The organism is Nonomuraea sp. CA-141351, from assembly GCF_050944675.1.
Classification (GTDB): Bacteria; Actinomycetota; Actinomycetes; order Streptosporangiales; family Streptosporangiaceae; genus Nonomuraea.
This window is the reverse complement of the sequence record NZ_CP191982.1, coordinates 11748762-11772158: the sequence shown is the minus strand read 5'-3', so window position 1 is coordinate 11772158 and position 23397 is coordinate 11748762. Positions and strand designations below refer to the sequence as shown.

Annotated in this window: 25 protein-coding genes; 16 read left to right on the top strand and 9 right to left on the bottom strand. The window is 70.5% G+C overall.

The features are described 5' to 3' along the window. Window positions 1-43: 43 nt before the first annotated feature. On the bottom strand, window positions 44-1024 hold the full coding sequence (locus ACQPWU_RS55475; RefSeq protein WP_433435165.1) for an aldo/keto reductase: 981 nt from the start codon (window positions 1022-1024) through the stop codon (window positions 44-46). A 62-nt stretch (window positions 1025-1086) separates the two neighbouring features. Between ACQPWU_RS55475 and ACQPWU_RS55470 the strand changes: the two genes are divergently transcribed. The 4 genes from ACQPWU_RS55470 to ACQPWU_RS55455 all read left to right on the top strand — a co-directional run bounded on the left by ACQPWU_RS55470 (window position 1087) and on the right by ACQPWU_RS55455 (window position 5097). Then, window positions 1087-1965, top strand: a complete 879-nt coding sequence (locus ACQPWU_RS55470) for a LysR family transcriptional regulator (protein WP_433435164.1) — start codon at window positions 1087-1089, stop codon at window positions 1963-1965. Between the two features lie 31 nt (window positions 1966-1996). Beyond that, a complete protein-coding gene (locus ACQPWU_RS55465; RefSeq protein ID WP_360695993.1) occupies window positions 1997-2197 on the top strand; it encodes an EF-hand domain-containing protein in 201 nt (66 codons plus the stop codon). 63 nt (window positions 2198-2260) lie between these two features. Further along, the gene (locus ACQPWU_RS55460) at window positions 2261-3406 is read left to right on the top strand and encodes a helix-turn-helix domain-containing protein (protein WP_433435163.1); all 1146 of its coding nucleotides are present in this window, start codon (window positions 2261-2263) and stop codon (window positions 3404-3406) included. A 29-nt stretch (window positions 3407-3435) separates the two neighbouring features. Then, window positions 3436-5097, top strand: a complete 1662-nt coding sequence (locus ACQPWU_RS55455; RefSeq protein WP_433435162.1) for an alpha-amylase family protein — start codon at window positions 3436-3438, stop codon at window positions 5095-5097. A gap of 280 nt (window positions 5098-5377) precedes the next feature. Here the strand turns inward: ACQPWU_RS55455 and ACQPWU_RS55450 are convergent, their stop codons facing one another. Next, complete coding sequence (locus ACQPWU_RS55450; RefSeq protein WP_433435161.1) at window positions 5378-5974, bottom strand: TetR/AcrR family transcriptional regulator; 597 nt, start codon at window positions 5972-5974, stop codon at window positions 5378-5380. A gap of 69 nt (window positions 5975-6043) precedes the next feature. Between ACQPWU_RS55450 and ACQPWU_RS55445 the strand changes: the two genes are divergently transcribed. The 3 genes from ACQPWU_RS55445 to ACQPWU_RS55435 are packed head-to-tail and all read left to right on the top strand — an operon-like array spanning window position 6044 to window position 9319. Next, complete coding sequence (locus tag ACQPWU_RS55445; protein WP_433435160.1) at window positions 6044-6778, top strand: SDR family NAD(P)-dependent oxidoreductase; 735 nt, start codon at window positions 6044-6046, stop codon at window positions 6776-6778. Beyond that, the gene (locus tag ACQPWU_RS55440; protein ID WP_433435159.1) at window positions 6778-7545 is read left to right on the top strand and encodes an alpha/beta fold hydrolase; all 768 of its coding nucleotides are present in this window, start codon (window positions 6778-6780) and stop codon (window positions 7543-7545) included. The genes ACQPWU_RS55445 and ACQPWU_RS55440 overlap by 1 nt, the downstream gene beginning before the upstream one ends. 25 nt (window positions 7546-7570) lie before the next feature. Beyond that, complete coding sequence (locus ACQPWU_RS55435; protein WP_433435158.1) at window positions 7571-9319, top strand: bifunctional metallophosphatase/5'-nucleotidase; 1749 nt, start codon at window positions 7571-7573, stop codon at window positions 9317-9319. A 124-nt stretch (window positions 9320-9443) separates the two neighbouring features. On the opposite strand, the gene ACQPWU_RS55430 is transcribed toward ACQPWU_RS55435, so the two are convergent. From ACQPWU_RS55430 to ACQPWU_RS55415, 4 genes are all read right to left on the bottom strand, one after another. Next, on the bottom strand, window positions 9444-10184 hold the full coding sequence (locus ACQPWU_RS55430; protein WP_433435157.1) for a cytochrome d ubiquinol oxidase subunit II: 741 nt from the start codon (window positions 10182-10184) through the stop codon (window positions 9444-9446). Window positions 10185-10193: 9 nt separating this feature from the next. Further along, window positions 10194-11441 carry a cytochrome ubiquinol oxidase subunit I gene (locus tag ACQPWU_RS55425; RefSeq protein WP_433435156.1) on the bottom strand — a complete coding sequence of 416 codons (1248 nt, stop codon included), beginning with the start codon at window positions 11439-11441 and terminating at the stop codon, window positions 10194-10196. 97 nt (window positions 11442-11538) lie between these two features. After that, window positions 11539-12207: a response regulator gene (locus ACQPWU_RS55420; protein ID WP_433435155.1), complete on the bottom strand. Its 669-nt coding sequence runs from the start codon at window positions 12205-12207 to the stop codon at window positions 11539-11541. Then, window positions 12204-13340, bottom strand: a complete 1137-nt coding sequence (locus tag ACQPWU_RS55415) for a sensor histidine kinase (protein ID WP_433435154.1) — start codon at window positions 13338-13340, stop codon at window positions 12204-12206. The genes ACQPWU_RS55420 and ACQPWU_RS55415 overlap by 4 nt, the downstream gene beginning before the upstream one ends. A gap of 52 nt (window positions 13341-13392) precedes the next feature. Between ACQPWU_RS55415 and ACQPWU_RS55410 the strand changes: the two genes are divergently transcribed. Both ACQPWU_RS55410 and ACQPWU_RS55405 read left to right on the top strand, forming a co-directional pair. Then, window positions 13393-13614, top strand: a complete 222-nt coding sequence (locus ACQPWU_RS55410) for a hypothetical protein (RefSeq protein WP_433435153.1) — start codon at window positions 13393-13395, stop codon at window positions 13612-13614. Window positions 13615-13763: 149 nt separating this feature from the next. Then, window positions 13764-15080, top strand: coding sequence for an FAD-dependent monooxygenase (locus tag ACQPWU_RS55405; protein WP_433435152.1), 1317 nt, complete (start codon window positions 13764-13766; stop codon window positions 15078-15080). Here the strand turns inward: ACQPWU_RS55405 and ACQPWU_RS55400 are convergent. Further along, the gene (locus ACQPWU_RS55400; RefSeq protein WP_433435151.1) at window positions 15002-17881 is read right to left on the bottom strand and encodes a BTAD domain-containing putative transcriptional regulator; all 2880 of its coding nucleotides are present in this window, start codon (window positions 17879-17881) and stop codon (window positions 15002-15004) included. The two genes, ACQPWU_RS55405 and ACQPWU_RS55400, sit on opposite strands and share 79 nt — an antisense overlap. 99 nt (window positions 17882-17980) lie before the next feature. Between ACQPWU_RS55400 and ACQPWU_RS55395 the strand changes: the two genes are divergently transcribed. The 7 genes from ACQPWU_RS55395 to ACQPWU_RS55365 all read left to right on the top strand — a co-directional run bounded on the left by ACQPWU_RS55395 (window position 17981) and on the right by ACQPWU_RS55365 (window position 21989). Then, a complete protein-coding gene (locus tag ACQPWU_RS55395) occupies window positions 17981-18424 on the top strand; it encodes a sulfurtransferase TusA family protein (RefSeq protein WP_433435150.1) in 444 nt (147 codons plus the stop codon). A gap of 68 nt (window positions 18425-18492) precedes the next feature. Next, on the top strand, window positions 18493-19503 hold the full coding sequence (locus ACQPWU_RS55390; RefSeq protein WP_433435149.1) for a LacI family DNA-binding transcriptional regulator: 1011 nt from the start codon (window positions 18493-18495) through the stop codon (window positions 19501-19503). Between the two features lie 424 nt (window positions 19504-19927). After that, a complete protein-coding gene (locus ACQPWU_RS55385) occupies window positions 19928-20722 on the top strand; it encodes an alpha/beta fold hydrolase (RefSeq protein ID WP_433435148.1) in 795 nt (264 codons plus the stop codon). Then, the gene (locus ACQPWU_RS55380) at window positions 20719-21165 is read left to right on the top strand and encodes a YdeI/OmpD-associated family protein (RefSeq protein WP_433435147.1); all 447 of its coding nucleotides are present in this window, start codon (window positions 20719-20721) and stop codon (window positions 21163-21165) included. The genes ACQPWU_RS55385 and ACQPWU_RS55380 overlap by 4 nt, the downstream gene beginning before the upstream one ends. 76 nt (window positions 21166-21241) lie before the next feature. Next, complete coding sequence (locus tag ACQPWU_RS55375) at window positions 21242-21379, top strand: hypothetical protein (RefSeq protein ID WP_433435146.1); 138 nt, start codon at window positions 21242-21244, stop codon at window positions 21377-21379. Between the two features lie 6 nt (window positions 21380-21385). Further along, a complete protein-coding gene (locus ACQPWU_RS55370; RefSeq protein WP_433435145.1) occupies window positions 21386-21736 on the top strand; it encodes a nuclear transport factor 2 family protein in 351 nt (116 codons plus the stop codon). Window positions 21737-21773: 37 nt separating this feature from the next. Beyond that, the gene (locus ACQPWU_RS55365; protein ID WP_349449176.1) at window positions 21774-21989 is read left to right on the top strand and encodes a hypothetical protein; all 216 of its coding nucleotides are present in this window, start codon (window positions 21774-21776) and stop codon (window positions 21987-21989) included. A 69-nt stretch (window positions 21990-22058) separates the two neighbouring features. Here ACQPWU_RS55365 and ACQPWU_RS55360 read toward each other — a convergent pair whose 3' ends face one another. Then, on the bottom strand, window positions 22059-22727 hold the full coding sequence (locus ACQPWU_RS55360; RefSeq protein ID WP_433435144.1) for a TMEM175 family protein: 669 nt from the start codon (window positions 22725-22727) through the stop codon (window positions 22059-22061). A 35-nt stretch (window positions 22728-22762) separates the two neighbouring features. Beyond that, a complete protein-coding gene (locus ACQPWU_RS55355; RefSeq protein WP_433435143.1) occupies window positions 22763-23380 on the bottom strand; it encodes a TetR/AcrR family transcriptional regulator in 618 nt (205 codons plus the stop codon). Window positions 23381-23397: the final 17 nt, after the last annotated feature.

The following is a 23397-nucleotide window of genomic DNA, read 5'->3' as shown; positions in this document are numbered from 1 at the left end:
CCAGGGCGCGGGCATCACCCGGCACGAGGCCGCCGGTGTCGGCTCAGAGGAGCGTCCCGCCCGTGACCTCGAACCTGGCCAGGGCCGCGTCGATCCGGGCCAGCGTGTCCGGGTGCAGGGTGAGGTCGGCCGCCGCGAGGTTCTCCTCGATGTGGGCAGGGGTGCGGCTGCCGGGGATGGTCACCACGTGCTGGTCCTGGTGCAGCAGCCAGGCCAGGGCGAGCTGGGCCGGTGTGATGCCCAGCTGCGCGGCCAGGGCCCTGATCGGGGCGTAGCGGTCGTTGTTGCTCGCCAGGTTGCCGGCGGAGAAGCGGGGCGCGTTGTGGCGGAAGTCGCCCTCGTCGAGCGTCTCCACCGTGCCGGTCAGGAATCCGTTGCCCAGCGGGCTCCACGCCACGATCCCCACGCCCAGCTCCCCCGCGGTCGCCAGCAGGCCGGGGTCCACGGGGCGCCACATCGACCACTCGTTCTGCACGGCCGTCACCGGATGCACCGCGTGCGCGGCTCTGAGCTGGGCGGCCGTCACGTTGGACAGGCCGATGTGCTTGACCAGGCCGTCCTTCACGAGCTCGGCCAGCGCGCCGGTCATGTCCTCGATCGGGACGCCGGGGTCCGGATAGTGCGAGTAGTAGAGGTCGATGACGTCCGTGCCCAGGTTGCGCAGGCTGCGTTCCGCGTAGCCGCGGATCAGGCGGGGGTCGGCGTTCACCCGTAGCTCGTTGAACGCGTACCCGACCGGATGCGACCGGCTCGGCTCCCCCTCGGGGATCGCCAGGCCGAACTTGGTGGCCACCACCACCTCGTCCCTGCGGCCCTTGATCGCGCGGCCTACAAGGCGCTCGTTGTGGCCGTTCACACCGTAGGCGTCGCTGGTGTCCACGTGGGTGGCGCCACTGTCCAGCGCGGCCTTGAGCGCCGCCTCGGCGCGGGTGTCGTCGATCTCGCCGTAGACGCCCGGCGACAGGACCATGGCGCCGAAACCGATGGCGGGGACTTGCAAGCTGCCAAGCGTTCGTGTCTTCATGCCCTCGATCCTGCTGCGCGGACGTCCGCCGCGTCCAAGACCCCTTGGTATAACCATCGGTTATGGATGTGCACTTGCGGGAGCTGCGGTACTTCGTCGCGGTGGCCGAGGAGCTGAACGTGACGCGGGCCGCCGAGCGGCTGTTCGTCTCCCAGCCGGCGCTGTCCAAGCAGCTCAGGGTGCTGGAGCGGCAGCTCGGGTTCCGGCTGTTCGAACGGGTGCACAGCGGCGTGGCGCTCACCCGGCAGGGCGAGGCACTCCTGCCGGCCGCCCGTGAGCTGCTCGAACGGTGGACGGCCGGGGTCGAGTCCGCGCGGGCGGCGGCGCCCGCGGGGACGCTGGTGATCGGGATGCAGACGGCCGTGGGCAGGGGGCTGCAGCAGGAGGCGCTGCGGCGGTTCCGGGCGGCCATGCCGGGGTGGGAGGTGTCGTTGCGGCTGGTGGGCTGGGACGACCCCAGCGGCGGGCTGGCCGACGGGTCCTCCGATGTGGCGTTCATCTGGCTGCCGGTGCCGTCAGGGCTGAAGACGTACGTGCTGGCCACCGAGGGCAGAGGGGTGGCCATGCCGGACGATCATCCGCTGGCGGAGCTGCCGGAGATCCCGTTCGCGGCGCTGCGCGACGAGCCGTTCATCGCCCTGCCTCCGGCGGCCGGGCCGCTGCGGGATTTCTGGCTCGGGGTGGACGCCCGCGACGACGAGCCGGTGGTCGGGGTCACCGCGAACACGCCGGAGGAGGTGTTCGAGGCCGTGATCAGCGGGCTCGGGGTGGTGCTCGTGGCCGAGGGGAACGCCGCGCTCTACAACAGGCCCGGCATGGCCTACCGGCCGGTGACGGGGCTGCCCCCCGGGGAGCTCGCCATCGCGTGGCGCGAAGGGGATAGAAGCCCACAAGTCGCGGCATTCATCGACGCACTGCGACAGGTGACCACTAAGGTCTGACGCGACATCGGATCCCGCGGAAGGGCGAGACATGAGCGACTACGCCATCACCTTCGACCTCATCGACGCCGACCACGACGGCCGTATCTCCGCCGTCGAGCTCGTACGGTTGATGGAGGTGCTCGGCCAGCCGGTCACGCTGGAGGCCGCGCAGGAAGGCGTGCGCAAGCTCGACAAGGACGGCGACGGCCTGATCGACAAGGAGGAGTTCGCCGACTTCCTCCAGAAGTGATAAAAAACGAGCTCTTGTACACAATCTCCTGTTGCCTGGGTCACAATGGCGACGGGAGGGACGATGGTCATCACGAGTGATATCCCCGTGCAAGCGCTCAGGGCGGGCATCGGCACGGTCACGGAAGAGGTGATCGAGGAGATCCAGGCCCGGATCCCCGAGTACGCCCGGCCATCGGACGGTCTTTACCTCAAGGTCATCAGGATGGCGGTCGAGCAGGCCATCGAGGGCTTCCTCGACCGCATCGAGAACCCTGGCGCGCCTTGGGACCCCGAGCCGTTCCGCATGATCGGCAAGGGTGAGGCGGCCGAGGGCCGCAACCTCGAGCCGCTGCAGACTGCGATGCGGCTCGGCGCCCGGGTGGGCTGGCGGCGCCTCACAGAGCTCGCGGAGCCGCTCGGGCTGTCCCCGCAGACCCTGTACGACCTGGGCGAGGCCATCTTCGTCTATCTCGACCAGCTCGCCGACGCGGCGGCCGAGGGCTTCGAGGAGGCCAGGGCGCACGCCGCCGGCGAGGTCGAGCGCCGCCGTGCCCGCCTGCTCGACCTGCTGCTCAGCCGCCCGCCCGCCGGTGCGGAGGCCGTCGCCGACCTGGCCAAGTCCGCCGGGTGGCGGCTGCCCAAGACCGTCGCCTGCGTGGCACTCGACGACCGGCACGGTGTACCCGCGCTGGCTCCCGACGTGCTCCTGGGTCTGGACAGGTCCGTCCCATGCCTGCTCGCGCCCGACCCCAACGGACCCGGCCGCGCCCGGCTGCTCGAGCATGCCCTGCGCGGGCGCTGGGCCGCGATCGGCCCCGCCGTGCCCCTGGCCGCCGCCGCGACCTCGCTGCGGTGGGCCGGCGAGGCGCTCGAGCTGTCGCGGCGCGGCGTCCTGCCCCGGGGGCCGCTGCGGTGCGAGGACCACATGGCGACGCTGGTGGTGTTCAAGGACGAGGAGCTGGTCGACGCGCTGGCCGAGGTGCGGCTCGCACCCCTGGCCCACCTGCGGCCCGCGCAGCAGGACCGGCTGGCGGAGACGTTGCTGGCCTGGCTGCGGTACGGCCGCGGCGCGGGCGAGGTGGCCGCCAGACTCCACGTGCACCCGCAGACCGTGCGCTACCGGCTGCGGCAGCTCGAGGAGCTGTACGGAGATCAACTCGCCGATCCGGACGTCCGCTTCGAGCTGGAGATAGCGCTCCGCGCCAGGCAGGCCTTGCAGGGCGCGTGATCGCGCCCGTGGCGGGTAGCTGGCGCCCCATGCGACTGACGTACACCTCCGACGTCTGGTACAAGAATGCCGTCGTCTACTGCCTCGACGTGGAGACGTTCAAGGACGGGAACGGCGACGGCGTGGGCGACTTCCGCGGGCTGACGCAGCAGATCGACTACCTCGCGGGGCTCGGTGTGACGTGCCTCTGGCTCATGCCGTTCTTCCCCACCCCCAACAGGGACGACGGGTACGACATCACCGACTTCTACAGCATCGACCCGCGACTGGGCACCCTGGGCGACTTCGTGGAGTTCATGCGCACCGCCAACGACAGGGGTCTGCGGGTGATCGCGGACCTCGTCGTCAACCACACGTCTGACCAGCACCCCTGGTTCGTCGAGTCCCGATCGAGCAGGGACTCGCCCATGCGCGACTGGTACGTCTGGTCCGACAACCCCGAGCCGGACGACCCCTCGCAGGTCGTCTTCCCCGACAAGGAGAACAGCGTCTGGCAGTACGACGAGGGGTCGGGACAGTACTACCTGCACAGCTTCTACCGGCACCAGCCGGACCTGAACGTCGGCAACCCCGAGGTCAGGGACGAGATCGCGCGCATACTCGGCTTCTGGATGGAGCTCGGGCTTTCGGGGTTCAGGGTGGACGCGGTGCCGTTCCTCATCGAGAACGTCAACCCGAAACTGGCGAACCCGCACGAGTTCCTGGCCGACCTGCGGGCGTTCATGACGCGGCGCAAGGGCGGGTCGATCCTGCTGGGCGAGGTCAACGTCCCGTACAAGGATCTGATCGCATACTTCGGCGACGGCCTCGGCGACCAGCTCAGCATGTGCTTCGACTTCATCGGCATGCAGAACGCCTGGCTGTCGATGGCCCGCAGCGACGCCAGGCCCCTCGCCCGCGGCCTGCGCGAGCGCCCCCAGCCGCCGAAGGACTGCCAGTGGGCCATGTTCCTGCGCAACCACGACGAACTCACCCTCGACAAGCTCACGGACGAGGAGCGGCAGGAGGTCTTCGAGGCGTTCGGGCCGCGTAAGGACATGCAGATCTACGGCCGCGGTCTGCGCCGCCGCCTGCCGACCATGTTCGGCGGGGACCTGCGGCGCATCAAGATGGCCTACAGTCTGCTGTTCTCGCTGCCGGGCACGCCGGTGATCTTCTACGGCGAGGAGATCGGCATGGGGGAGAACCTCGACGAGGAGGGCCGCATGGCGGTCCGCATCCCCATGCAGTGGTCGGCGGACGGCGGGTTCACCCAAGGCGAGCCGGTACGCGAGGTCCCGGAGGGCTCGTTCGCGCCCGACCGGGTGAACGTGGCCGACCAGAAGCGGGACGTGAACTCGCTGCTGCGCTGGTTCCAGCTGCTGATCGAGCGCTACCGGGAGTGCCCTGAGCTGGCGTGGGGCCGCTACACGGTGCTGGAGACCGGCCACCGCGCGGTCCTCGCCCACCGCTGCGACGCCGACGGGGCCACGGTGGTGGTCGTGCACAACCTCTGCGACACCGCCCGGGACGTGGAGCTGACGTTGGAGGGGTTAGCGGGCTACCACCTCACGGACCTCCTGGTGGACGGCACGCTGGAGGTGCCGGCGGACGGCTCGGTACGGGTCCCGCTGGGCCCCCACGGCTGCCGCTGGCTCCGCGCCTCACCCCCGCGGATTCCCCCGGAGGACGCCTCGGTCAAAGCCCTCTGACCCTCGACATCCGGGGGTGATGTCTTGGCGCCTTGAGGGCGGGCCGAGGGGCGCACGCGGTGCCCCTGCGCCGTCTCCGTGGCGCCGTGCTGGGCGTCGTGCGCATTGCGCCGGGCCAACGGACGATCCGTCGTCGCGCCTCGGCTACGCCTGGCCCGCCCCTGCACGTGCGCTGCGACGTGATGGCGAGTGCCGTCCTTTCCGCATTGGGGCGTCCCGAGAGACGTGCGCGGCGCCCCCGCCCGGCAGTGTTCCGCGGGGTCACGGGGTGGTGCGAGGGTCAGGGCGGTGGGGTGGAGGGCCAGGCGGACATGGCGAGGGCGGCGGTGTGGAGCAGGGCGGCGGCGGGAGCGCCGTCGCGGGACTGTGTGGACATGCCCTGGATCACCGCCGCGTAGAACGTCGCCAGCCCCTCCGTGTCCGTGTGGGCCGGCAGGAGCCCGGCCGCCACGTCCTCGTCGATCCGCTCCTTGAGCGCCCCCTTGGCCGCCTCCCTGAACCCCCGCAGCAGCTCCTGGACCTCGGCTGACTCGGGCCCGCAGTTCACCGCGGCCGTGATGATCAGGCATCCCGCCGGATGCGAGTCGCTCGCGTACTCGGCGGCTGACTCCCGCAGCACCCGCTCGATGGCCGCGCGCCCCGTCGGCTCCTCCGCGAGTGCCCGTGTCGTGAAAGCCCCGTACGTCTCCTGGTACCGCCGCACCGCCTCCTCGAACAACTGCCGCTTGTCCCCGAACGCCGCGTACAGGCTGGGCGGCCTGATCCCCATGGCGGCGGTCAGCTCGGCGACCGAGGTCGCCTCGTAGCCGTGCCGCCAGAACATGAGCAGCGCCTCCTCCAGCGCCTCCTCTTTGTCGAACGCCCGCTGTCTTGCCATGCCCAACATTCTATAGCGATCGCTATGTTATGGTTTCTGTATCGATCGCTAAAGATAGGAATGGCAAAGATGAAGACTGCCCTAGTGACGGGAGCCAGCAGGGGGATCGGCCGCGCCATCGCGTTGCGCCTGGCCAGGGACGGCCTCCGCGTGGCCGTGAACTACGCCAGGGACGAGACTGCCGCCAAGGAGGTCGTCGGCCTGATCGAGCAGGACGGCGGCAGCGCGTTCGCCGTACAGGCCGACCTTGGGCGGCAGGAGGACGTGCACCGGCTCGCGGAGCGGCTGAGGAGCGAGACGGCCGTCCTGGACGTGCTGGTCAACAACGCGGGCATCGGCATGTCCAAGCCCATCGCGGAGGAGACGCCCGAGGCTTACGACAGGGTGTTCGCGGTCAACGTCAAGGGGTTGTTCTTCCTCACCCAGCGGTTGCTGCCGCTGATCCCCGACGGCGGCAGGATCGTCAACATCACCTCGGGTGTGGCTCGCATCGCCTTCCCCGAGGGGATCGCGTACGCGATGACCAAGGGCGCGGTGCAGGTGTTCACGCTGGCGCTGGCCAAGGAACTGGGCCCGCGCGGCATCACGGTCAACAACGTCGCGCCCGGCATCATCGACACCGACGCCAACGCCGCCTGGCTGCGCGGCGATCCGGAGGCGGAGGCGTACGCGGCCGGCAGGCACGCCCTCAACCGGATCGGCCAGGTGGACGAGATCGCGAACGCGGTGGCGTTCGTCGCCTCGCCGGAGGCGAGCTTCATCACCGGCAGCACCATCGACGCCACCGGCGGCGGGAACCTCTGATGCCCACAGTCATCCACAGCTCGGGACAGGTCCACTACCTCCGGGAGGGCAGCGGCCCCGGCCTGGTCATGGTGCACGGCACCGGCGGCGACGCCGTCACCAACTACGCCCACCTCGTGCCGGGCCTCGCCGACATCCGCACCGTGATCACCCCCGACTACGCTGGCAGCGGCCAGACCGCGGACCCGGGCGGCGACCTCACGCTCGACCTGCTCGCGGGACAGGTCGCGGCCACGTTCGAGGGGCCGTCCGACCTCGTCGGCTTCTCGCTGGGCGCGGCCGTGGCCGCGGCGGTCGCGGCCGAGCACCCCGAGCTGGTCAGGCGCCTGGTGCTGATCGCCGGCTGGACGCACGCGGAGGACTCCCGGCTCAGCCTCGGCCTGCGAACCTGGGCCAGGCTGGCGGCCACCGACCCGGAGAGCTTCGCCGCGTACGGGCCGCTGGTGGCGTTCAGCCCCGGGTACGTGAGCGCGGCTGGCGCCGAGGCCATCATGGCGGGCGAGCCCCCGCACGGGACGCTGAGACAGATCGAGCTGGACCTCCGCGTCGACATCAGGGACCTGCTGCCGAAGATCACGGCCCCCACGCTGGTCATCGGCAACACCCAGGACTACCTGATCCCGGTGGAGCACGCCCGCGCGCTGCACGCGGCGCTGCCCGGCAGTGAGTACGCCGAGCTGGACAGCGGCCACGTCGTCCTGCACGAGCGGCCGGCCGAAGTCACAACGCTTATCCGAGAGTTCATCACCCGCGTAACCAACGAGTGATTTGTCCTGATTACTCTCCAGCCTCATGCAGACCAAGAAGCTCGCCGTCACCGGGGCCGCCACGCTGTGTGCGCTGGCCCTGGTGACGCCCCCCGCGCAGGCCGGTGCCGCCCCGGTCACCGTCACGGTCCTGGGCACGTCCGACATCCACAGCAACGGCCTCAACTGGGACTACTTCAAGGACGCCACGTACGCCGACAGCGCGGGCAACAGCGTCGGCCTGGCCAAGGTGTCCTCCTTGGTCAACCAGATCAGGGCCGAGCGCGGGGCGGACCACACGCTGCTGTTCGACTCGGGTGACACCATCCAGGGCACTCCGCTGGCGTACTACTACGCCAAGGTCGAGCCGATCACCGAGACCGGCCAGATCCACCCCATGGCCAAGGCCATGAACGCCATCGGGTACGACGCCGTGACGCTGGGGAACCACGAGTTCAACTACGGGCTGCCGCTCCTGGCCACCTGGATCAAGCAGATGAAGGCGCCGGTGCTGGGCGCGAACGCGGTCTACGAGAAGACCGGGCTGCCCGCGTACAAGCCGTTCGTGATCAAGACCATGAAGGTCGAGGGCGAGAAGCCGATCAAGGTGGGCGTGCTCGGCCTGACCAACCCCGGCGTGGCCATCTGGGACAAGGCGAACGTCGAGGGCAAGCTCCGCTTCACCGACCTGGTGGAGTCCGCGAAGAAGTGGGTGCCCGTCATCCGGGGCCTCGGCGCGGACGTGGTCGTCGTGACCGCGCACGCGGGCGACAACGGCATGTCCTCCTACGGCGGTGACCTGCCGGTCGAGAACGCCTCCGCGATGGTGGCCGAGCAGGTGCCGGGCATCGACGCCGTCCTGTTCGGGCACGCGCACAACGACGTGCCCCAGCGGTTCGTCACGAACAAGGTCACGGGGCAGCAGGTGCTGCTGACCGAGCCGGGCAGGTGGGGCCAGCGCCTGTCGAAGCTGGACTTCCAGCTCACCAAGCAGCACGGCAGGTGGGTGGTCACCGGCAAGTCCTCCACCACGATCAACACGAACACGGTCGCGGAGGACCCCAAGATCGTCCAGCTGCTCAGGCCGCAGCACGACGCGACCGTCGGCTACGTGAACAAGGTCGTGGCCAAGTCGACACAGGAGCTGTCGGCCGCGGAGTCGCCGTACAAGGACACGGCGATCCTCGACTACATCCAGCACGTGCAGGTGGAGACGGTCAAGCAGGCGCTGCCGGACAACACGCTGCCGGTGCTGTCGATCGCCGCGCCGTTCAGCCGCACCGCCGTCTTCCCCGCCGGTGACATCCGCGTCAGGGACGTGGCCGGCCTGTACGTCTACGACAACACGCTGCTGGCAATCAAGCTGACCGGCGCGCAGATCAAGGACTATCTGGAGTACTCCGCCAGGTACTTCAACCAGCTCGCGCCCGGTGCCCCGGTGGACGTGACCAAGCTGACGAACGCCGGCAACACCCCCGACTACAACTACGACCAGCTCTCCGGCGTGTCCTACGACATCGACGTCTCGAAGCCGGTGGGGCAGCGGATCGCCAACCTGACCTACGACGGCGCCCCGGTCCCGGCCGACAAGGAGTTCGTGGTCGCGATCAACAACTACCGGCAGTCGGGCGGCGGCGGCTTCCCGCACGTCACGAGCGCCCCGGTGCTCTACAACGCGCAGGTGGAGATCCGCCAGGCGCTGATCGACTACGCCACCGCCAAGGCCACCATCGACCCGGGCGACTTCGCCGTCCAGAACTGGAAGCTGACCAGGGACGGGGTTCCCGTCTTCTAGGTTCTTGTACGGCTGCGCACGGGAGGACCCACCCGCCGACCGTGGCTGGCCTCAGTCCAGGGAAACGCTCACCGTGCGCACGTGGCGGGCCGCCGCGACGTGCGCACGGGCACCGGCTGGGTGGTCACAGGTAGGACGGCCCCGTGACCCGGTCCCGGAACGTCCACCACACCCAGCCCTGGGCGGCCACCAGCAGCGGGATCAGCGCCAGGATGACCGGCACGAGCAGGGAACCCGATGTGCCGGGGTGCAGCGGCAGCCGGAGCCCCGCCAGCACCCCCACGGCCAGCAGCGCGGCGGCGGTCAGCGCGTAGGTGCGGGCCTCGCCCGCCCCGCCGGAAAGCACGGCCGCCCGTTCCCGCAGGGTCCCGCGCAGCCGCAGGGCCGCGAAGGCCAGCCCGTGCGTGGCGAACAGGGCGGCCAGCACCAGGGCGGGCAGCGCGGCGATCGGGCCGCGGATGCCGAGCAGCACGTGACTGAGCAGCGAACCCCAGCTCAACGCCAACCCCCAGCTCCCGGCCACGATCGCGCCGTCCCAGAACGCCTGCCACCGCGGCCCCGGCACCCGTCCACGCAGCCACAGGCCCATGTCGCGGACGACCCACGCCAGGACCAGCGTCACGACCAGCGTGTAGTTGCCGCTCAGCAGCGCGCCCTCCAGCTCGGGGAACAGCCCGGCCAGCACCCCCGCCGTGGCCACCAGCCAGACCTCGTTGCCCAGGAAGAAGGGCGCGATGGCGGCGATCACCTCGCGCCGCTCGGCCGCCGACCTGCCCAGGTACGGCAGCGCCATGCCGACCCCGATGTCGGCCCCGGCCAGCACGAGGTAGCCGAGCGCGAAGAAGGCCAGAACGAAGATCTCCATGACGGCTCCTCAGAGGGAAAGGGCGGGGGAGGGGGCGGGAGCGGTGGCGCCCAGCGTCGCGGCCTCGGGCCCGCGGCGGGCGTGCCTGGCCAGCAGCCAGTAGTTGATCGCGATGAGCACGGCGAACACCGTGGCGAAGGCGGTGATGGAGAAGCGCATCTGGGCGGCGGACACCGGTGACATCGCGTCGGCCGTCTTCAGCAGCCCGTACACGGCCCACGGCTGGCGCCCCATCTCGCGGAAGATCCAGCCGGACAGCATGGTCACGAACGGGACTGGGATCATCAGGATCAGCAGCCAGTGCCACAGCCTGAACCCGCGCACGGCCGGGCGGAAGAGCACGAGCAGGCAGCTCAGCGACGCGACCACCGTCATCACCAGCCAGAGCATCATCATCGTGATGGCCGCGGCCTGCACGGGGCCCACCGGCGGCAGGTAGTCGCCGGGGCCGTGGGCAGCCACCATCTGTGCCTGGAGCGCGGCCTTCTCGGCAGCCGAACCGGACCACGCCGCCGCCTTCGCCGGCTGCAGGGTCTGGAACCCGAGCCCGCCGAACGTCACGGTGACGAACAGCGCGGGCACCACCACCCCGATCCCGATCCGCAGCGACTTGCGGAAGAAGTCCTGCTCGGCGGTGCGCTTGAGCAGGTGGTACGCGCTCACCCCGGCCATGAAGAAACCGCCGGTGATCATCGCGCCGCCCATGATGTGGCCGAACGCGACCAGCGCCGCCGGGTTGGCCACCATCGCCCCGATGTCCACCAGCCGCAGCACGCCGCCGTCCACCACGTGGCCGGCCGGGTGCTGCAGGAAGCCGTTCGCCACCATGATCCAGAACGCCGACGCGTACGCGGTCAGCGTCACGACCCAGATCAGCGCGAGGTGTGCCCACCGGTTCAGCCGGTCCCAGCCGAAGATCCACAGACCGAGGAACGTGGATTCGACGAAGAACGCCACCAGCGTCTCGATCGCCAGCGCCGACCCGAAGACGTTCCCCGCGTACTCCGTGAGCCCGCTCCACGACAGCCCGAGCTGGAACTCCATGACCAGCCCGGTGACGATGCCCATCGCGTAGTTGATGATGTAGAGCTGGCCCCAGAACTTCGTCATCCGCAGGTGTACGGGATCGCGGCTGAAGGTGGCCCTGGTCTGGATCGCGGCGACCAGCGTCGCCAGGCCGAGCGTCAGCGCCACGAAGAGGAAGTGCGCGCCCGCCGTGAGCGTGAACTGCAGGCGGGCCAGGTCCACGGTGTCCATGGTCAGAGATTCCCGGTACGGTTCCGCCCGCCGCGTCATGCCCGGGCGGCAACCTGCCGTACATCTCTGGTCGCACCGAGATCGCCCGGCGTACGACTCAGGGTGTAACCCAGCCCGGAACGATCATGCCGGCCTCGTACGCGATGATCACGAGCTGGGCCCTGTCACGTACCGACAGCTTGGTCATGATGCGGCTGACGTGCGTCTTCGCCGTCGCGGGGCTGAGCACGAGCCGGGCCGCGATCTCGTCGTTCGACAGGCCGCCGGCCACCAGCGTCATGACCTCGCGCTCGCGCTCGGTGAGCGAGTTCAGCTCAGGGCCCGGCTCGGGGCGCTTGACCCGGCCCGCGAACTCGGCGATCAGCCGCCGCGTGATCGACGGCGCGATGAGCGCGTCGCCCCTGGCCACGACCCTGACCGCGTGGATCAGCTCGGCCGGCTCGGTGTCCTTGACCAGGAAGCCGCTCGCGCCGGCGTGGAGTGCGGCGTACACGTAGTCGTCCAGGTCGAACGTGGTCAGGATGATCACCTTGACGCCTTCGAGCCGGGGGTCGGCGGTGATCTGGCGGGTGGCCTCCAGGCCGTCGAGTTCCGGCATGCGGATGTCCATGAGCACCACGTCGGGCCGGTGCTCGCGGGCCCCGGCCACGGCCGCCGCGCCGTTGGCGGCCTCGGCGACGACCTCGAAGTCGTCCTCGTCGCTGAGTATGGACCGGAACCCGGCCCGTACCAGGGTCTGGTCGTCGGCGAGCAGTACGCGGATCATCCGGCCCCGTTCGATGGCAGGTTCAGTGGCAGGCGGGCGACCACGCGGAAGCCGCCCTCGGGGCGCGAGCCGGCCTCCAGGGTGCCGCCGAGCGCCATGGCGCGCTCGCGCATGCCCTGCAGGCCGAAGCCGCTGCCCTCGTCGTACGTGGCGCCCGGCCCATCATCCTCCACGCGGATCATGATATTTCCGGATGCGTTGGAGATCGTGAGCGTTGCCTGGGTTGTGCCGGAATGGCGGGAGACGTTGGCCAGCGCCTCCCTCACGATGCGGGCGGCGGCCAGGTCCACCTCGGTCGGCACGGCGTCGAGCGGTCCGGACAGCTCCGTACGCACCTCCAGCCCCGACGCCGCGACCAGCGCCTCCACCCGAGCCAGGCTGTCGGCGGGCGTGGTCGGCGCGTCCTCGTCCACCTGGCGCAGCACGCCCAGGGTGGTCCGCAACTCGCGCAGCGTCTCCTTGCTGCTGTCCTTGATCGTCCGCAGCGCCGTCTCGGCGTCCTCCGGCCGCTTCTTCAACCCGTGCAGCGCCGCCGAGGCCTGCACGTTGATCATGGAGATGTTCTGCCCGAGCACGTCGTGCAGTTCGCGCGCGATCCGCAGCCGCTCCTCGCTCGCCCGCCGCCTGGCCTCCTCTTCCTTGCTGTGCTCGGCCTCGAGCGCACGCTGCTCGACCGCCCGCAGGTAGGCGCGACGGCTGCGGGTGACGCCGCCGAACGCGACGGCCGCGACCTCCCAGCCGGCAAGCATGAGGAACAGGGTGTTCTCCACGTGTCTGACGCCGCCGAGCTCTCCCAGCCCCATGCCCAGCAGTGACGCCGCCCCGATGGCGATGGCCGCGGTGAGGTGGCCGCGGTCGGCCGCGGTGTAGAGGCTGACGAACGGGAGGATGCCGAGCGGCCCGTCGAGCCCCGCATACCGGTAGTAAGCGCCGACGGTCACCATCACCACGATCAGTGTGCCGACGGGATACCGCTCCCGTAGCAACACCGCGCAGCAGGCGATGACCGGCAGCAGCCAGTCGAAGATGTTGGTCGGCTTGTCGCCCCCCGTCGCGAAAATGAGGGCCGTGCCGACCAGCGTCGCCGCGATCACCACGAGTGACACGATCGTGCTGGGGGAGGGCCTTCGCATGCCTCCCATTGTGGGGGGTAATCGGCGGGACGCATCTGGGTAGAGCAGGTAAATGAGCACAAAGGACGAACTCCGGCGGATCGAAGAGGATCTGGCCCGGTTGAGAGCCGAGAATCAGGACCTGCGCAACCAGATCCGCGACTTCGGTGCGACCGACCAGGTGGAGATCTCGGCCGTGATCAGTCAGGCGGACGAGCAGGAAGAGCTCATCGCCCAGCTCGAGGGCCGCCGGGACACGCTGCTCCAGCGCCTCCAGCAAGAAGGCGTCACGTAGGTTCGGCAGGGTGCCTACCGGCTGGACGGCCACGTCGTCCGCATCGGCCCCGCGCAATACCACCGCGCCCGCGTGGCGCTGTTCCATCGGCTACGCCCCTGAAAGCGGCTGACAGAGATCTGGCAGCGCCCCCGTGCATCGTCGTCCCCATGACAAACGTGCTGATCGTCGGCTCCGGGCCGACAGGACTGACGCTGGCCATCGAGCTGGCCCGCAGGGGCGTCGACTTCCGCATCGTGGAAAGCTCCCCGCAGCCGAACGCCGGCGTGCGCGGCAAGGGGCTGCAGCCGCGCACGCTGGAGGTCTTCGACGACCTCGGTGTGATCGACGAGATCCTCGCCACCGGCCGCGAATACCCGAGCCTGCGCAGCTACCAGGGCGACCAGGTCGTCTGGGAAGGGCGCATGGACGAGATCCGCGAGCCGTCGGAAGGCGTGCCGTACCCCAACCTGATCATGCAGCCGCAGTGGCGGACCGAGCGGATCCTGCGCGACCGGCTGGCCGAGCTGGGGCATCAGGTGGAGTCCGGGGTCGAGCTGACCGGCTTCGAGCAGGACGGCGAGGGCGTGACGGCCGACCTGGGCACGGGAGAGCACGTCCGCTGCGCCTACCTGGTCGGGGCGGACGGGGGCCGCAGCGTCGTACGCAAGCGGCTCGGCGTCGGCTTCGCGGGTGAGACGTACGAGAGCGAGCGCATGCTGCTGGCCGACATCAAGACGGGCGACCTCGACCACGAGCACTGGCACGTCTGGGGCTCGATGGCGGAGCAGGCCATCCACTTCACGATCTGCCCGCTGCCGAACACCGGCGTCTTCCAGCTCGTCGCCCCGTACACCGGCGACGACGACCTGCTCGGGCTCGTCGGCCGGCACGCGCCGCACGTCCGGATCGACGAGGTCGTGTGGCGCTCGGAGTACCGGGTCAACATACGCATGGCCGAACGGTTCAGGGTCGGCCGGGTGTTCCTGGCCGGGGACGCGGCCCACGTGCACACGCCGGCGGGCGGCCAGGGGCTCAACACCGGCGTCCAGGACGCCTACAACCTGGGCTGGAAGCTGGCCATCGGCTCCGAAGCGCTGCTGGAGACGTACGAGGACGAGCGGATGGCGGTGGCGGAGCACGTGCTGGGCCTCAGCACCCGCCTGTACAGGGAGAACGACACCAGGCGCGGGGACGACACCAACCAGCTCGATCTGGCCTACCTCGGCAGCCCCCTGTCGGTGGGCGAGCGCGGCGGCGAACGGCTCGGCGCGCTCTTCGCCGAGCAGCGCGGCACCGGCTTCCTGCTGCTGGCGGACACGGCGACGAAGTATCCCTTCAAGGTTCTTCCGCCGCTCGACGGCCGGCAGGGCGTCATGCTCGTCCGCCCCGACGGCTACATCGGCTATCACGGGGACGAGAGCGGCCTCAGCGCGTACCTCTCGGGGTTCGGCATCGTGGAGCCCCTCTCCGACGCCGCGCGGTAGCCGTCCTCGCCCAGCGCGGCCCGGCACTTCGCCGCGAGCTCGTTGACGTGGGGATCGGCGGACTCACCGATCCCGCGCAGCGCCCGAGCGGCGCCGAGCAGCTCGGCCGCCACCACAGGCTCCATGTGCTCGGCCACGCCCTCCAGCACGGTCGCCCGTGCGGTGCTGTCGGAGCACGTGACCATCAGCTCCAGGGCCCGGCGCAGCGGCTCGCGGGGCTCGCGCACCCTGGCGAGCTCGACGTACATGAACGCCCTGGCCTGCGCGGGAAGCTCGACGTCGAGACCGAGCGCCGCCTCCAGCAGCCGGGCGGCCTCCTCCGGGCGGCCGGTACGCCTGGCCAGCTCGGCCCTGGCGTGCATGACCCTGGCCACGATCGCCCGGTCCTCGGACCTGACGGCCGCGGCCCACGCCTGCTCCAGCGCGGCGGCGGCCCCGGCGTGGTCCCCCGCGCGCCCCTTGAGCTGCCCGACCCGCAGCGGGAACGTCATCACCCCCATCGGGGTATCGGGCCCCGTCAGCTCGGCGGCCAGCCGCTCCGGCTCCTCGGCCAGGGCGACCGCCGCGGCGAAGTCTCCCCGGTTCTCGGCGGCCAGCGAGAGCCAGAAGAGCCCGGCCCACTGCCCCCACCGGTCGCCGGTGACCCGGAGCCCCTCGACCGCCGGCTTCAGCAGGTCCTCGGCCCCGGCCACCGTCCCGTACTCGAACCGCACGATGCCCGCCGCCAGCAGCGCCGCCGACCTGGTCCACAGGTCGGGATGATCGCGCAGCCGCTCCGCGGCCCGATCGGTGAGGTCCACCACGTCGGCGGGCGGCGCGCCCCCGCTCATCGCCCCCATCGCCCAGGAGTTGAGCGCGGCCGGATGGTCGGACTCCAGCACCGCCTGGGTGGGTTCGGCCCCCGTGACCACCCGGCAGATCCCGTGCGCCAGCTCCCGGCCCGGCGGCGGCACGTCTCCCACCCTGCGCAGCACCGCCTCGGCCTGCTGCAGGATCTCGCGCTGCCTGCCCCGCATGATCCACGGCCAGAACCGCGGCAGGATGAGCCTGAGCGGGTCGTCGGTGTGGCGCAGCGCCGCGTCCAGGTTGCCCCGCTCCGCGTCCAGCACGGTCAGCCATGTGAGCTGGTCGCCGGTCCGCAGGTGCGGCTCCGCGGTCTCGGCCAGCTCCGTGTAGTAGCGGGCGTGGGCCAGGCGGAGCTCGGGGAGGTCGGCGGCGGCGTACTGCCTGATGGTCTCCAGCATCGTGTAGCGGTCACCGGAGATCTGGATGAGCGACTTGTCCACCAGCGAGGAGAGCAGGTCCAGCTCGCCGCCGCAGACCTGGGAGATCGCCTCGTACGTGGCGCCGCCCGAGAACACCGTCAGGCCGCGGAGCAGGTCGCGCTCGCGCTCGGAGAGCAGGTTCCAGCTCCAGTCGATGACCGCGCGCAGCGTGCGGTGGCGGGGCTCCGACGTGCGGCCGCCGCGGAAGGCCAGCCGGTCGCCGAGCTGCTCGACCAGCACGGACACCGGCATCGTACGCAGGCGCGCGGCGGTCAGCTCGATGGCCAGCGGGATGCCGTCGAGCTCGCGGCAGATCCGCGCGGCCTCCTCCCGCCTCAGCTGGAGGGCGGGCCTGGCGGCGGCGGCCCGGTCCATGAACAGCTCGGCCGCCTCCTCCTCGGGCAATGGCAGTACCTGGTGCAGCGTCTCGCCCGGGATGTCGAGCGGCTCCCTGCTGGTGGCGAGGATCCTCAGCCCTCCTATCTCGGACAGCAGCCACCGCGCGATCTTGGCGGCGTCCTCGATCAGGTGCTCGCAGTTGTCCAGCACTATCAGGGGCGCGGTGCCGCGCAGGGCTCTGGTGAGGTCGGTCGCCCTGAGCACCCCCTCCACGGCGGCCCGTACGTCGGTGGCGGCGGCCAGCTCGACCAGCCACACGCCGTCCGGCACCTTGAGATTCGCGGCCGCTTCGACGGCCAGCCGGGTCTTTCCGGCCCCGCCGGGTCCGACGAGCGTGACCAGCCTGGCCCGGCCGAGGAGTCCGTTCAGGCGGGAGATGTCCTCCGATCGGCCCACGAAGCTCGTGAGCCGGGCGGGCAGGTTGGTCTTCGGCTCGGCGTCCTTGAGCGCTTCCAGATGGGCTTCCCGCAGCTCGAGCCCGGGATCGACGCCCAGCTCGTCGGCCAGGGCGGCTCTCATCCGTTCGAAGACGTCGAGCGCCTCCGCTCGCCGTCCCCTCATGGCCAGGGCGCGGATGAGCAGGGCGTGGAACGGCTCGCGTAACGGATGGGCGGCGACCAGCTCCTCCAGCTCGGCCACCAGGTCGGGCCTCGCCTCGGCGGCGGCTCCGCCATCGGCCGTGAGGTCGCCGGCGGTGAGGTCGGTGGCGATCCTCGTGGCCAGGGTGGTGAGGCGCAGCTCCTCCAGGCGGGCCGCAGGGGCCGCGGCGAAGGGCAGCTCGTACGCGTCCGCCAACGCCGCGCCCCGCCACAGCGCCAGTGCCCCGTGCACGTCACCGGCCCGTACGAGCCGCTCGAACGCCCACGCGTCCACCTCGTCCGGCGGCACGTCGAGCACGTATCCGGCGGGGTGGGACGTGATCAGGCCGGGTGCTTCCCTGCGCGCCCTGGACACCAGCGACTGCAGCGCCGCCATGGGATGGGCGGGCGGCTCGTCCGGCCACAGGTCGTCGATCAGCCGATCGGCGGTCACCACGCGGCCGGGGTCCAGCGCCAGACGTACCAGCAGCGCCCGCACCCGGGCACCGCCGACCTCGCACCCCGCCACCTGAAGCGGCCCCAGGATCCCGACCCGCACCCCGCCCTCCCCGCGCACGCCGATTCCACAGTATGCACCCCGCGGCGCCCGCGCCCCGTTCCTCCGGCAGCGGCCCGCCCCCCTCCCGCGGCGGTGCAGGTGGCGCTGTTCTCCATGGCGTCGGCGGGCATCTCCTTCCCCCAGCTCGTCCGGGCCGTCTGGGGCCTGGACCCGCCCTTGCCGGAGTTCGCCGAGCACTACGCGCGGGAGGTCGAGAAACTCGTGGGCCACCTGCGGGGCGCCCCAGCTCGTAAGGAGTGGTTTCCTGTAAATATGCCTGATCTCGTTGTGGACGGCGGCGACAAGCTCTGTGTGCAGTTGCTCATCGAGCTGCGCGGTCATGTGCGTACGGCCGGTCCCGGAGCCGTGATCCATCTGATCGCCTCCGATCCCGCCGCGCCCGTCGACCTGCCCGCCTGGTGCCACCTGACCGGGCACACCTATCTCGGGCCCGTGCCGGGCGCGGAGCGGCCCACGTACGCGCTGCGCGTGGCGGGCGAGTCGAACGAGACCGAGGACGCCAACCCGTGGCATGTGGCTTAAGCGGTTAATTCCCTTATCGGAAGGGGTGGCCTAGAGTATGAGGGTTATCCGGTTCAGAAGGGGAGAGCGTGAAGCGACCCACGATCGCCGACATCGCCAGCCGGGCCGGGGTGTCCAAGGTGGCGGTCTCCTACGCGCTCAACGGGCAGCCGGGGGTGTCGGACGCGACGCGGGCCAAGATCGTCGCCATCGCCGAGGAGATCGGCTGGCGGCCCAACAGCGCGGCCCGGGCCCTCAACGGCGCCAGGGCCAACTGCGTCGGCCTCGCGCTCTGCCGTCCCGCCCGCATCCTGGGCGTGGAGCCGTTCTTCATGGAGCTGATCAGCGGCATCGAGGGCGTGCTCGCCGACCGGTCCTACGCGCTGCTGCTCCAGGTCGTCCCGAGCCACGAGCAGGAGAGCGAGGTCTACCGGCGCTGGTGGGGCGAGAGCCGGATCGACGGCGTGTTCCTCGTTGATCTGCACTATTCGGACACCCGGGTGGGGGAGCTCGAGCAGCTCGGCATGCCGGTCGTGGTCATCGGCCACCCCTCGGAGTCGGGCTCGCTGTCGGCCATCTGGTCCGACGACGGCGAGGCGGTGCGCGAGACCGTCGGCTACCTGGTGGCGCTGGGCCACCGCCGCATCGCGCGGGTGGCGGGGCTGCCCGAGCTGGTGCACACGACCGTACGCGACCAGGCGTTCGCCCAGGCGTGCGAGGGCGTGGCCGAGCACGTCACCGTGCACACCGACTACACCGGCGAGGAGGGCGCCAGGGCCACCAGGCGGCTGCTCAGCTCCCCCCACCGGCCCACGGCGATCGTCTACGACAACGACATCATGGCCGTGGCGGGCCTGTCGGTCGCCCAGGAGATGCGGGTGGAGGTGCCACGCGACCTGTCCATCGTGGCCTGGGACGACTCGCCGCTCTCCCAGGTCGTCCGGCCGCCGCTGACGGCGCTCACCCGCGACATCCCCGCGTACGGGGCGCACGCCGCCCAGCGGCTGCTCGCGCTTATCGCGGGCGAGAGCGTGCCCCCTTACGAGGACCAGGCGGCCGTGCTCACGCCGCGCGGCAGCACCGGGCCCGCTCGCCCATAACTCCTTTTTCCTGTTTTACGGCTTCGCCGGGGTTGCCCGCACACGCCGTAGACAGGTGCCGTCTGTCCTGGCCGGTCGTGAAGGCTCACGGGTTGTTCGCCGTGACGGAGCGCCTTCTGGGCCGGGTCCGTGGTCCGGGGTGGTCCCGGCGCGTGCCGCGGGCGGGCGCAGGCGGCTGGCAGACCACCGGGCCCGGCCCGCGGCACGTGCCGTCCCCTCCTTCGCGGCACGTTGCCTGGAACCGCCCCCGCGCCCCCCGCGCTGAGACGACTCCCACCATGACGGAGTGCGGAGAGGAACGCCTGAGTACGCCTATACCTAAACGAGATGGGAAATCGCACGAACTGTGACCGGAGCCCTCGTCCCAGTCTTGACAATTTTTTTTGTCGGCATCTACTCTCATTCCCAGGGAACGGAGGAAAACATGAGCAAGGTCATCTCGGCGGACGGCACCTCCATCGCGTACACCCGCGCAGGCCAGGGCCCCGCCGTCATCCTCGTGGACGGCGCCATGAGCTACCGCGGGCAGAGCATCAACACCGACCTCGCCACCGCGCTGGCCGCGAGCTTCACGGTCTACACCTACGACCGGCGCGGCCGCGGCGAGAGCGGCGACACCAGGCCGTTCGCCCCCGAGCGCGAGATCGAGGACCTGGCCGCGCTGGTCGCGGAGGCCGGAGACGCGGTCCGCCTGTACGGCACGTCGTCGGGCGCCGCCGTCGCGCTCGCGGCCGTCGAGAGCGGGGTGCCGGTCGAGAGGCTGGCGCTGTACGAGCCGCCGTTCATCGTGGACGGCAGCAGGCCGCCCATCCCCGACGACTACGTGCGCCGGCTCGACGAGATGGTCGCCGAGGGCCGCGGCGCCGACGCCATCCGCTACTTCATGCGCAGGGGCGTCGGCCTGCCGGCGGTGGTCGTGGCCATGATGCGGTTCATGCCCGCCTGGTCGACGCTCAAGGCCGTGGCGCACACGCTCCCGTACGACGCGGCGTTCGTGGCCCCGTACGAGCACGGCACCCCGTACCCGGCGTCGAGCTGGGCCTCCGTGAAGGTCCCCACGCTCGTCATGGACGGCGGCAAGAGCCAGGCATGGATCCGGAACGCCGCCAGGTCGCTGGCCGAGCTCCTGCCCCACGCCGAGCACCGCACGCTTGAAGGCCAGACCCACATCGTCAAGCCGGCGGCGCTGGCGCCCGTGCTGGAGGGTTTCTTCCGATGAGATTCCGCACCACGGTCGAGCTGGGCGGCAAGACCGCCACGGGATTGGAGGTCCCGGCCGAGGTCGTCGAGGGGCTCGGGGCCGGCAAGCGGCCCTCCGTGACGGTCACGATCAACTCCCACACCTACCGCAGCACGGTGGCCCCGATGGGCGGCCGGTTCATGCTGCCGCTCAGCGCGGAGAACCGGCAGGGCGCGGGCGTGGCGGCAGGCGACGAGGTGGAGGTGGAGGTCGCGCTCGACACCGCGCCCCGGGAGATCGAAGTGCCCGCCGATCTGGCCGAGGCGCTCGAGCACGCCCCCGAGGCGAGGAAGTTCTTCGAGAGTCTGTCCTATTCGCGCAAGAGGCGGTACGTGCTGCAGATCGAGGGCGCCAAGAAGCCGGAGACCAGGCAGCGGCGCGTCACCGACACGATCGCCAAGCTCGCGGACGGCATCGGGTGAGACATTTGCCCAGCGTAAAGCGCCGTCCGGCTGGAGAGAGGCGCGTAACGCGGTGTTCGGCGGGTATGCGGCCACCATGACTGAGGGCTTTGAGAGCGACACGCTGTGGGATGAGTTGCATCGGCCGGTGAACATGAACTCCGAGGAACTGCGCGCGCACGTGCCGCCCGACCCCGAGCTCATGTCCGTGGGCCACGATCGGCTGAGGGGGTAGACCGCCATGGTCGAGCCGAGCCGGTGGATCGAGGGCTACGTACGGGCCTGGAACACCAACGATCCCGACGACATCTCCGCACTCTTCACCCAGGACGCCCTCTACTACACCGAGCCGTACAGTTCGCCCTGGCACGGGCGTGACGACATCGTCTCGCAGTGGCTGGGGCGGCAGGACAAGCCAGGTGAGGCCACGTTCGAGTGGCATCCGGTGTCCGTGACCGATGACGTCAGCGTTATCCAGGGGGTCACTACGTATCCGGACAAAACGTACAGTAATCTGTGGGTGATCAGGTTCGTACCCGACGGCCGCTGCCGCGAATTCACCGAATGGTGGATGAGACACGACGTCAAATGATGCAATGGGCCGAACCGTCTTCATCCGAGGAGATCCGTTGAGAGACAACCTCGACCTCGCCGCGAGCGCCCAGGAACTGGCTGACGCCGCCCCGACGGGATCGATCGACCACGCCGCCGCTTCGTCCGTGGCCATCACGCTTGCCACCACCCGCGACATCTCGCACGCCAGGAAGACACTGGACGGGGTCGCCCCGGACGAGGTCCGGGAAGCGGCGGTGGCACTTTTCGAGCGGTTGTCCGCAGGCGCCTAGCACACGGCCTTGCTCCCCGGTCGCCCCGCAGGTCCGGCGACCGGGAGTAACAGGCTGTCCGTCGGCGGGCTAAGAGGCCGAGGTGGTGTGGCGCTCGAACACCCGGTTCGTGACGCGCGAGGCGACGACCGTGAGCAGCCAGAAGTACTTGCCCCAGGAGGGGCTGACGAAGCTCACCGGGATCGACAGGAGGAACACCGCCGCCGCCGTGCCCGTGCCCACCACCAATCCGCGCATCGAGTGCGTGGGCGTATCGGCACGCAGGAGGTGAGCGCGGATCGCGTGGCGCGTCATCAGCACCATGAGCAGCGCGATCGCGCTGATGACGATGGCGTACAGGACGGGGCCCAGGATGAGATCCCCGACCGCGGTGCTCACCCGGGTGGCGAACGGCACCACCACGATGAGGAACAACCAGGTGAGGTTGTACCGCCGCAGCGTGGCGTCCACCACGTGGATCTTGCGGAAGTACTGGTGGTGGGCGACCCAGAACGCGGCGATGACCCCGAAGCTGATCACGAAGCTCAGGTACTCGTCGGGGAGCAACTCCACGAACGAGTGCCAGACCTCGGCGTCCGTCCGCCCGTGCGGTACGGGCAACTCCAGTGCGAGTAGCGTCATCGCGATCGCGATCACCGCATCGGAGAAGAAGACCAGCCGATCGCGGACATGCCTTCGGTCCTCTTCGTCCGAGAAGTGAGGAGAGTTCTGGCTGTCCGCGCTGCCCTTGTTTAACACGGTTTGCAAGTGTGCCACGGATGGGGTCGCCGCACTCAGGCGCACAGGCGTTCAGGATCGCCCAGGCGGGCTTGTACGGCGCGGCGGGCGCGGTCCGGCGCCCGCGGGTCGCGGTGCAGCTGGATGGCGTGGTTCAGGGCCATGACCATGCCGAGCAGTTCGAAGGCGAGCTGGTCGGGATCCGTCAGCTCCGGCAGGTCCCCGGCGTCCACCGCGCGCTGGGCCTCCTTGCGCAGCCGCCCGCGCCAGGCGTCGAACCGGGATTCGACCGCGTCCCGCACCGGCCCCCCTCTGCCGTCGAACTCGTGCGCCGCGGCCACGAAGAAGCACCCGCCGGGGAAGACCTCGCGTTCCAGGTACGAGATCCACGCCTCGCAGAGCACCCGCAGCCGGGTCAGGCCGGGCGCGGCGGGGAGGGCGGGCTCCCAGACCTCGGCGCGGAAGATCTCCCCGGCCCGGTCGAGGACCGCGAGCTGCAGCGCCTCCTTGGAGCCGAAGTGCCCCAGCACGCCCGACTTGCTCATGCCCAGGTCGCCGGCGAGGCGGCCGATGGTCAGCCCTTCGAGCCCCTCGGCCGAGGCGATGGCGACTGAGCGGTCGAGGATGGCCGCACGCGTGCCGAGGGCTTCGGCGACGGACCTACGCGGACTCATGGCGCATACTTTAGCGT

What these genes read in the sequence shown, in the direction of transcription:
- ACQPWU_RS55445 (WP_433435160.1), top strand. Translation starts at nt 6,044, where the DNA reads ATGAAGACTGCCCTAGTGACGGGAGCCAGCAGGGGGATCGGCCGCGCC.
- ACQPWU_RS55380 (WP_433435147.1), top strand. Translation starts at nt 20,719, where the DNA reads ATGAGATTCCGCACCACGGTCGAGCTGGGCGGCAAGACCGCCACGGGA.
- ACQPWU_RS55465 (WP_360695993.1), top strand. Translation starts at nt 1,997, where the DNA reads ATGAGCGACTACGCCATCACCTTCGACCTCATCGACGCCGACCACGAC.
- ACQPWU_RS55385 (WP_433435148.1), top strand. Translation starts at nt 19,928, where the DNA reads ATGAGCAAGGTCATCTCGGCGGACGGCACCTCCATCGCGTACACCCGC.
- ACQPWU_RS55430 (WP_433435157.1), bottom strand. Translation starts at nt 10,184, where the DNA reads ATGGAGATCTTCGTTCTGGCCTTCTTCGCGCTCGGCTACCTCGTGCTG.
- ACQPWU_RS55440 (WP_433435159.1), top strand. Translation starts at nt 6,778, where the DNA reads ATGCCCACAGTCATCCACAGCTCGGGACAGGTCCACTACCTCCGGGAG.
- ACQPWU_RS55425 (WP_433435156.1), bottom strand. Translation starts at nt 11,441, where the DNA reads ATGGACACCGTGGACCTGGCCCGCCTGCAGTTCACGCTCACGGCGGGC.
- ACQPWU_RS55420 (WP_433435155.1), bottom strand. Translation starts at nt 12,207, where the DNA reads ATGATCCGCGTACTGCTCGCCGACGACCAGACCCTGGTACGGGCCGGG.
- ACQPWU_RS55450 (WP_433435161.1), bottom strand. Translation starts at nt 5,974, where the DNA reads ATGGCAAGACAGCGGGCGTTCGACAAAGAGGAGGCGCTGGAGGAGGCG.
- ACQPWU_RS55405 (WP_433435152.1), top strand. Translation starts at nt 13,764, where the DNA reads ATGACAAACGTGCTGATCGTCGGCTCCGGGCCGACAGGACTGACGCTG.
- ACQPWU_RS55435 (WP_433435158.1), top strand. Translation starts at nt 7,571, where the DNA reads ATGCAGACCAAGAAGCTCGCCGTCACCGGGGCCGCCACGCTGTGTGCG.
- ACQPWU_RS55460 (WP_433435163.1), top strand. Translation starts at nt 2,261, where the DNA reads ATGGTCATCACGAGTGATATCCCCGTGCAAGCGCTCAGGGCGGGCATC.
- ACQPWU_RS55375 (WP_433435146.1), top strand. Translation starts at nt 21,242, where the DNA reads ATGACTGAGGGCTTTGAGAGCGACACGCTGTGGGATGAGTTGCATCGG.
- ACQPWU_RS55370 (WP_433435145.1), top strand. Translation starts at nt 21,386, where the DNA reads ATGGTCGAGCCGAGCCGGTGGATCGAGGGCTACGTACGGGCCTGGAAC.
- ACQPWU_RS55475 (WP_433435165.1), bottom strand. Translation starts at nt 1,024, where the DNA reads ATGAAGACACGAACGCTTGGCAGCTTGCAAGTCCCCGCCATCGGTTTC.
- ACQPWU_RS55415 (WP_433435154.1), bottom strand. Translation starts at nt 13,340, where the DNA reads ATGCGAAGGCCCTCCCCCAGCACGATCGTGTCACTCGTGGTGATCGCG.
- ACQPWU_RS55355 (WP_433435143.1), bottom strand. Translation starts at nt 23,380, where the DNA reads ATGAGTCCGCGTAGGTCCGTCGCCGAAGCCCTCGGCACGCGTGCGGCC.
- ACQPWU_RS55470 (WP_433435164.1), top strand. Translation starts at nt 1,087, where the DNA reads ATGGATGTGCACTTGCGGGAGCTGCGGTACTTCGTCGCGGTGGCCGAG.
- ACQPWU_RS55410 (WP_433435153.1), top strand. Translation starts at nt 13,393, where the DNA reads ATGAGCACAAAGGACGAACTCCGGCGGATCGAAGAGGATCTGGCCCGG.
- ACQPWU_RS55455 (WP_433435162.1), top strand. Translation starts at nt 3,436, where the DNA reads ATGCGACTGACGTACACCTCCGACGTCTGGTACAAGAATGCCGTCGTC.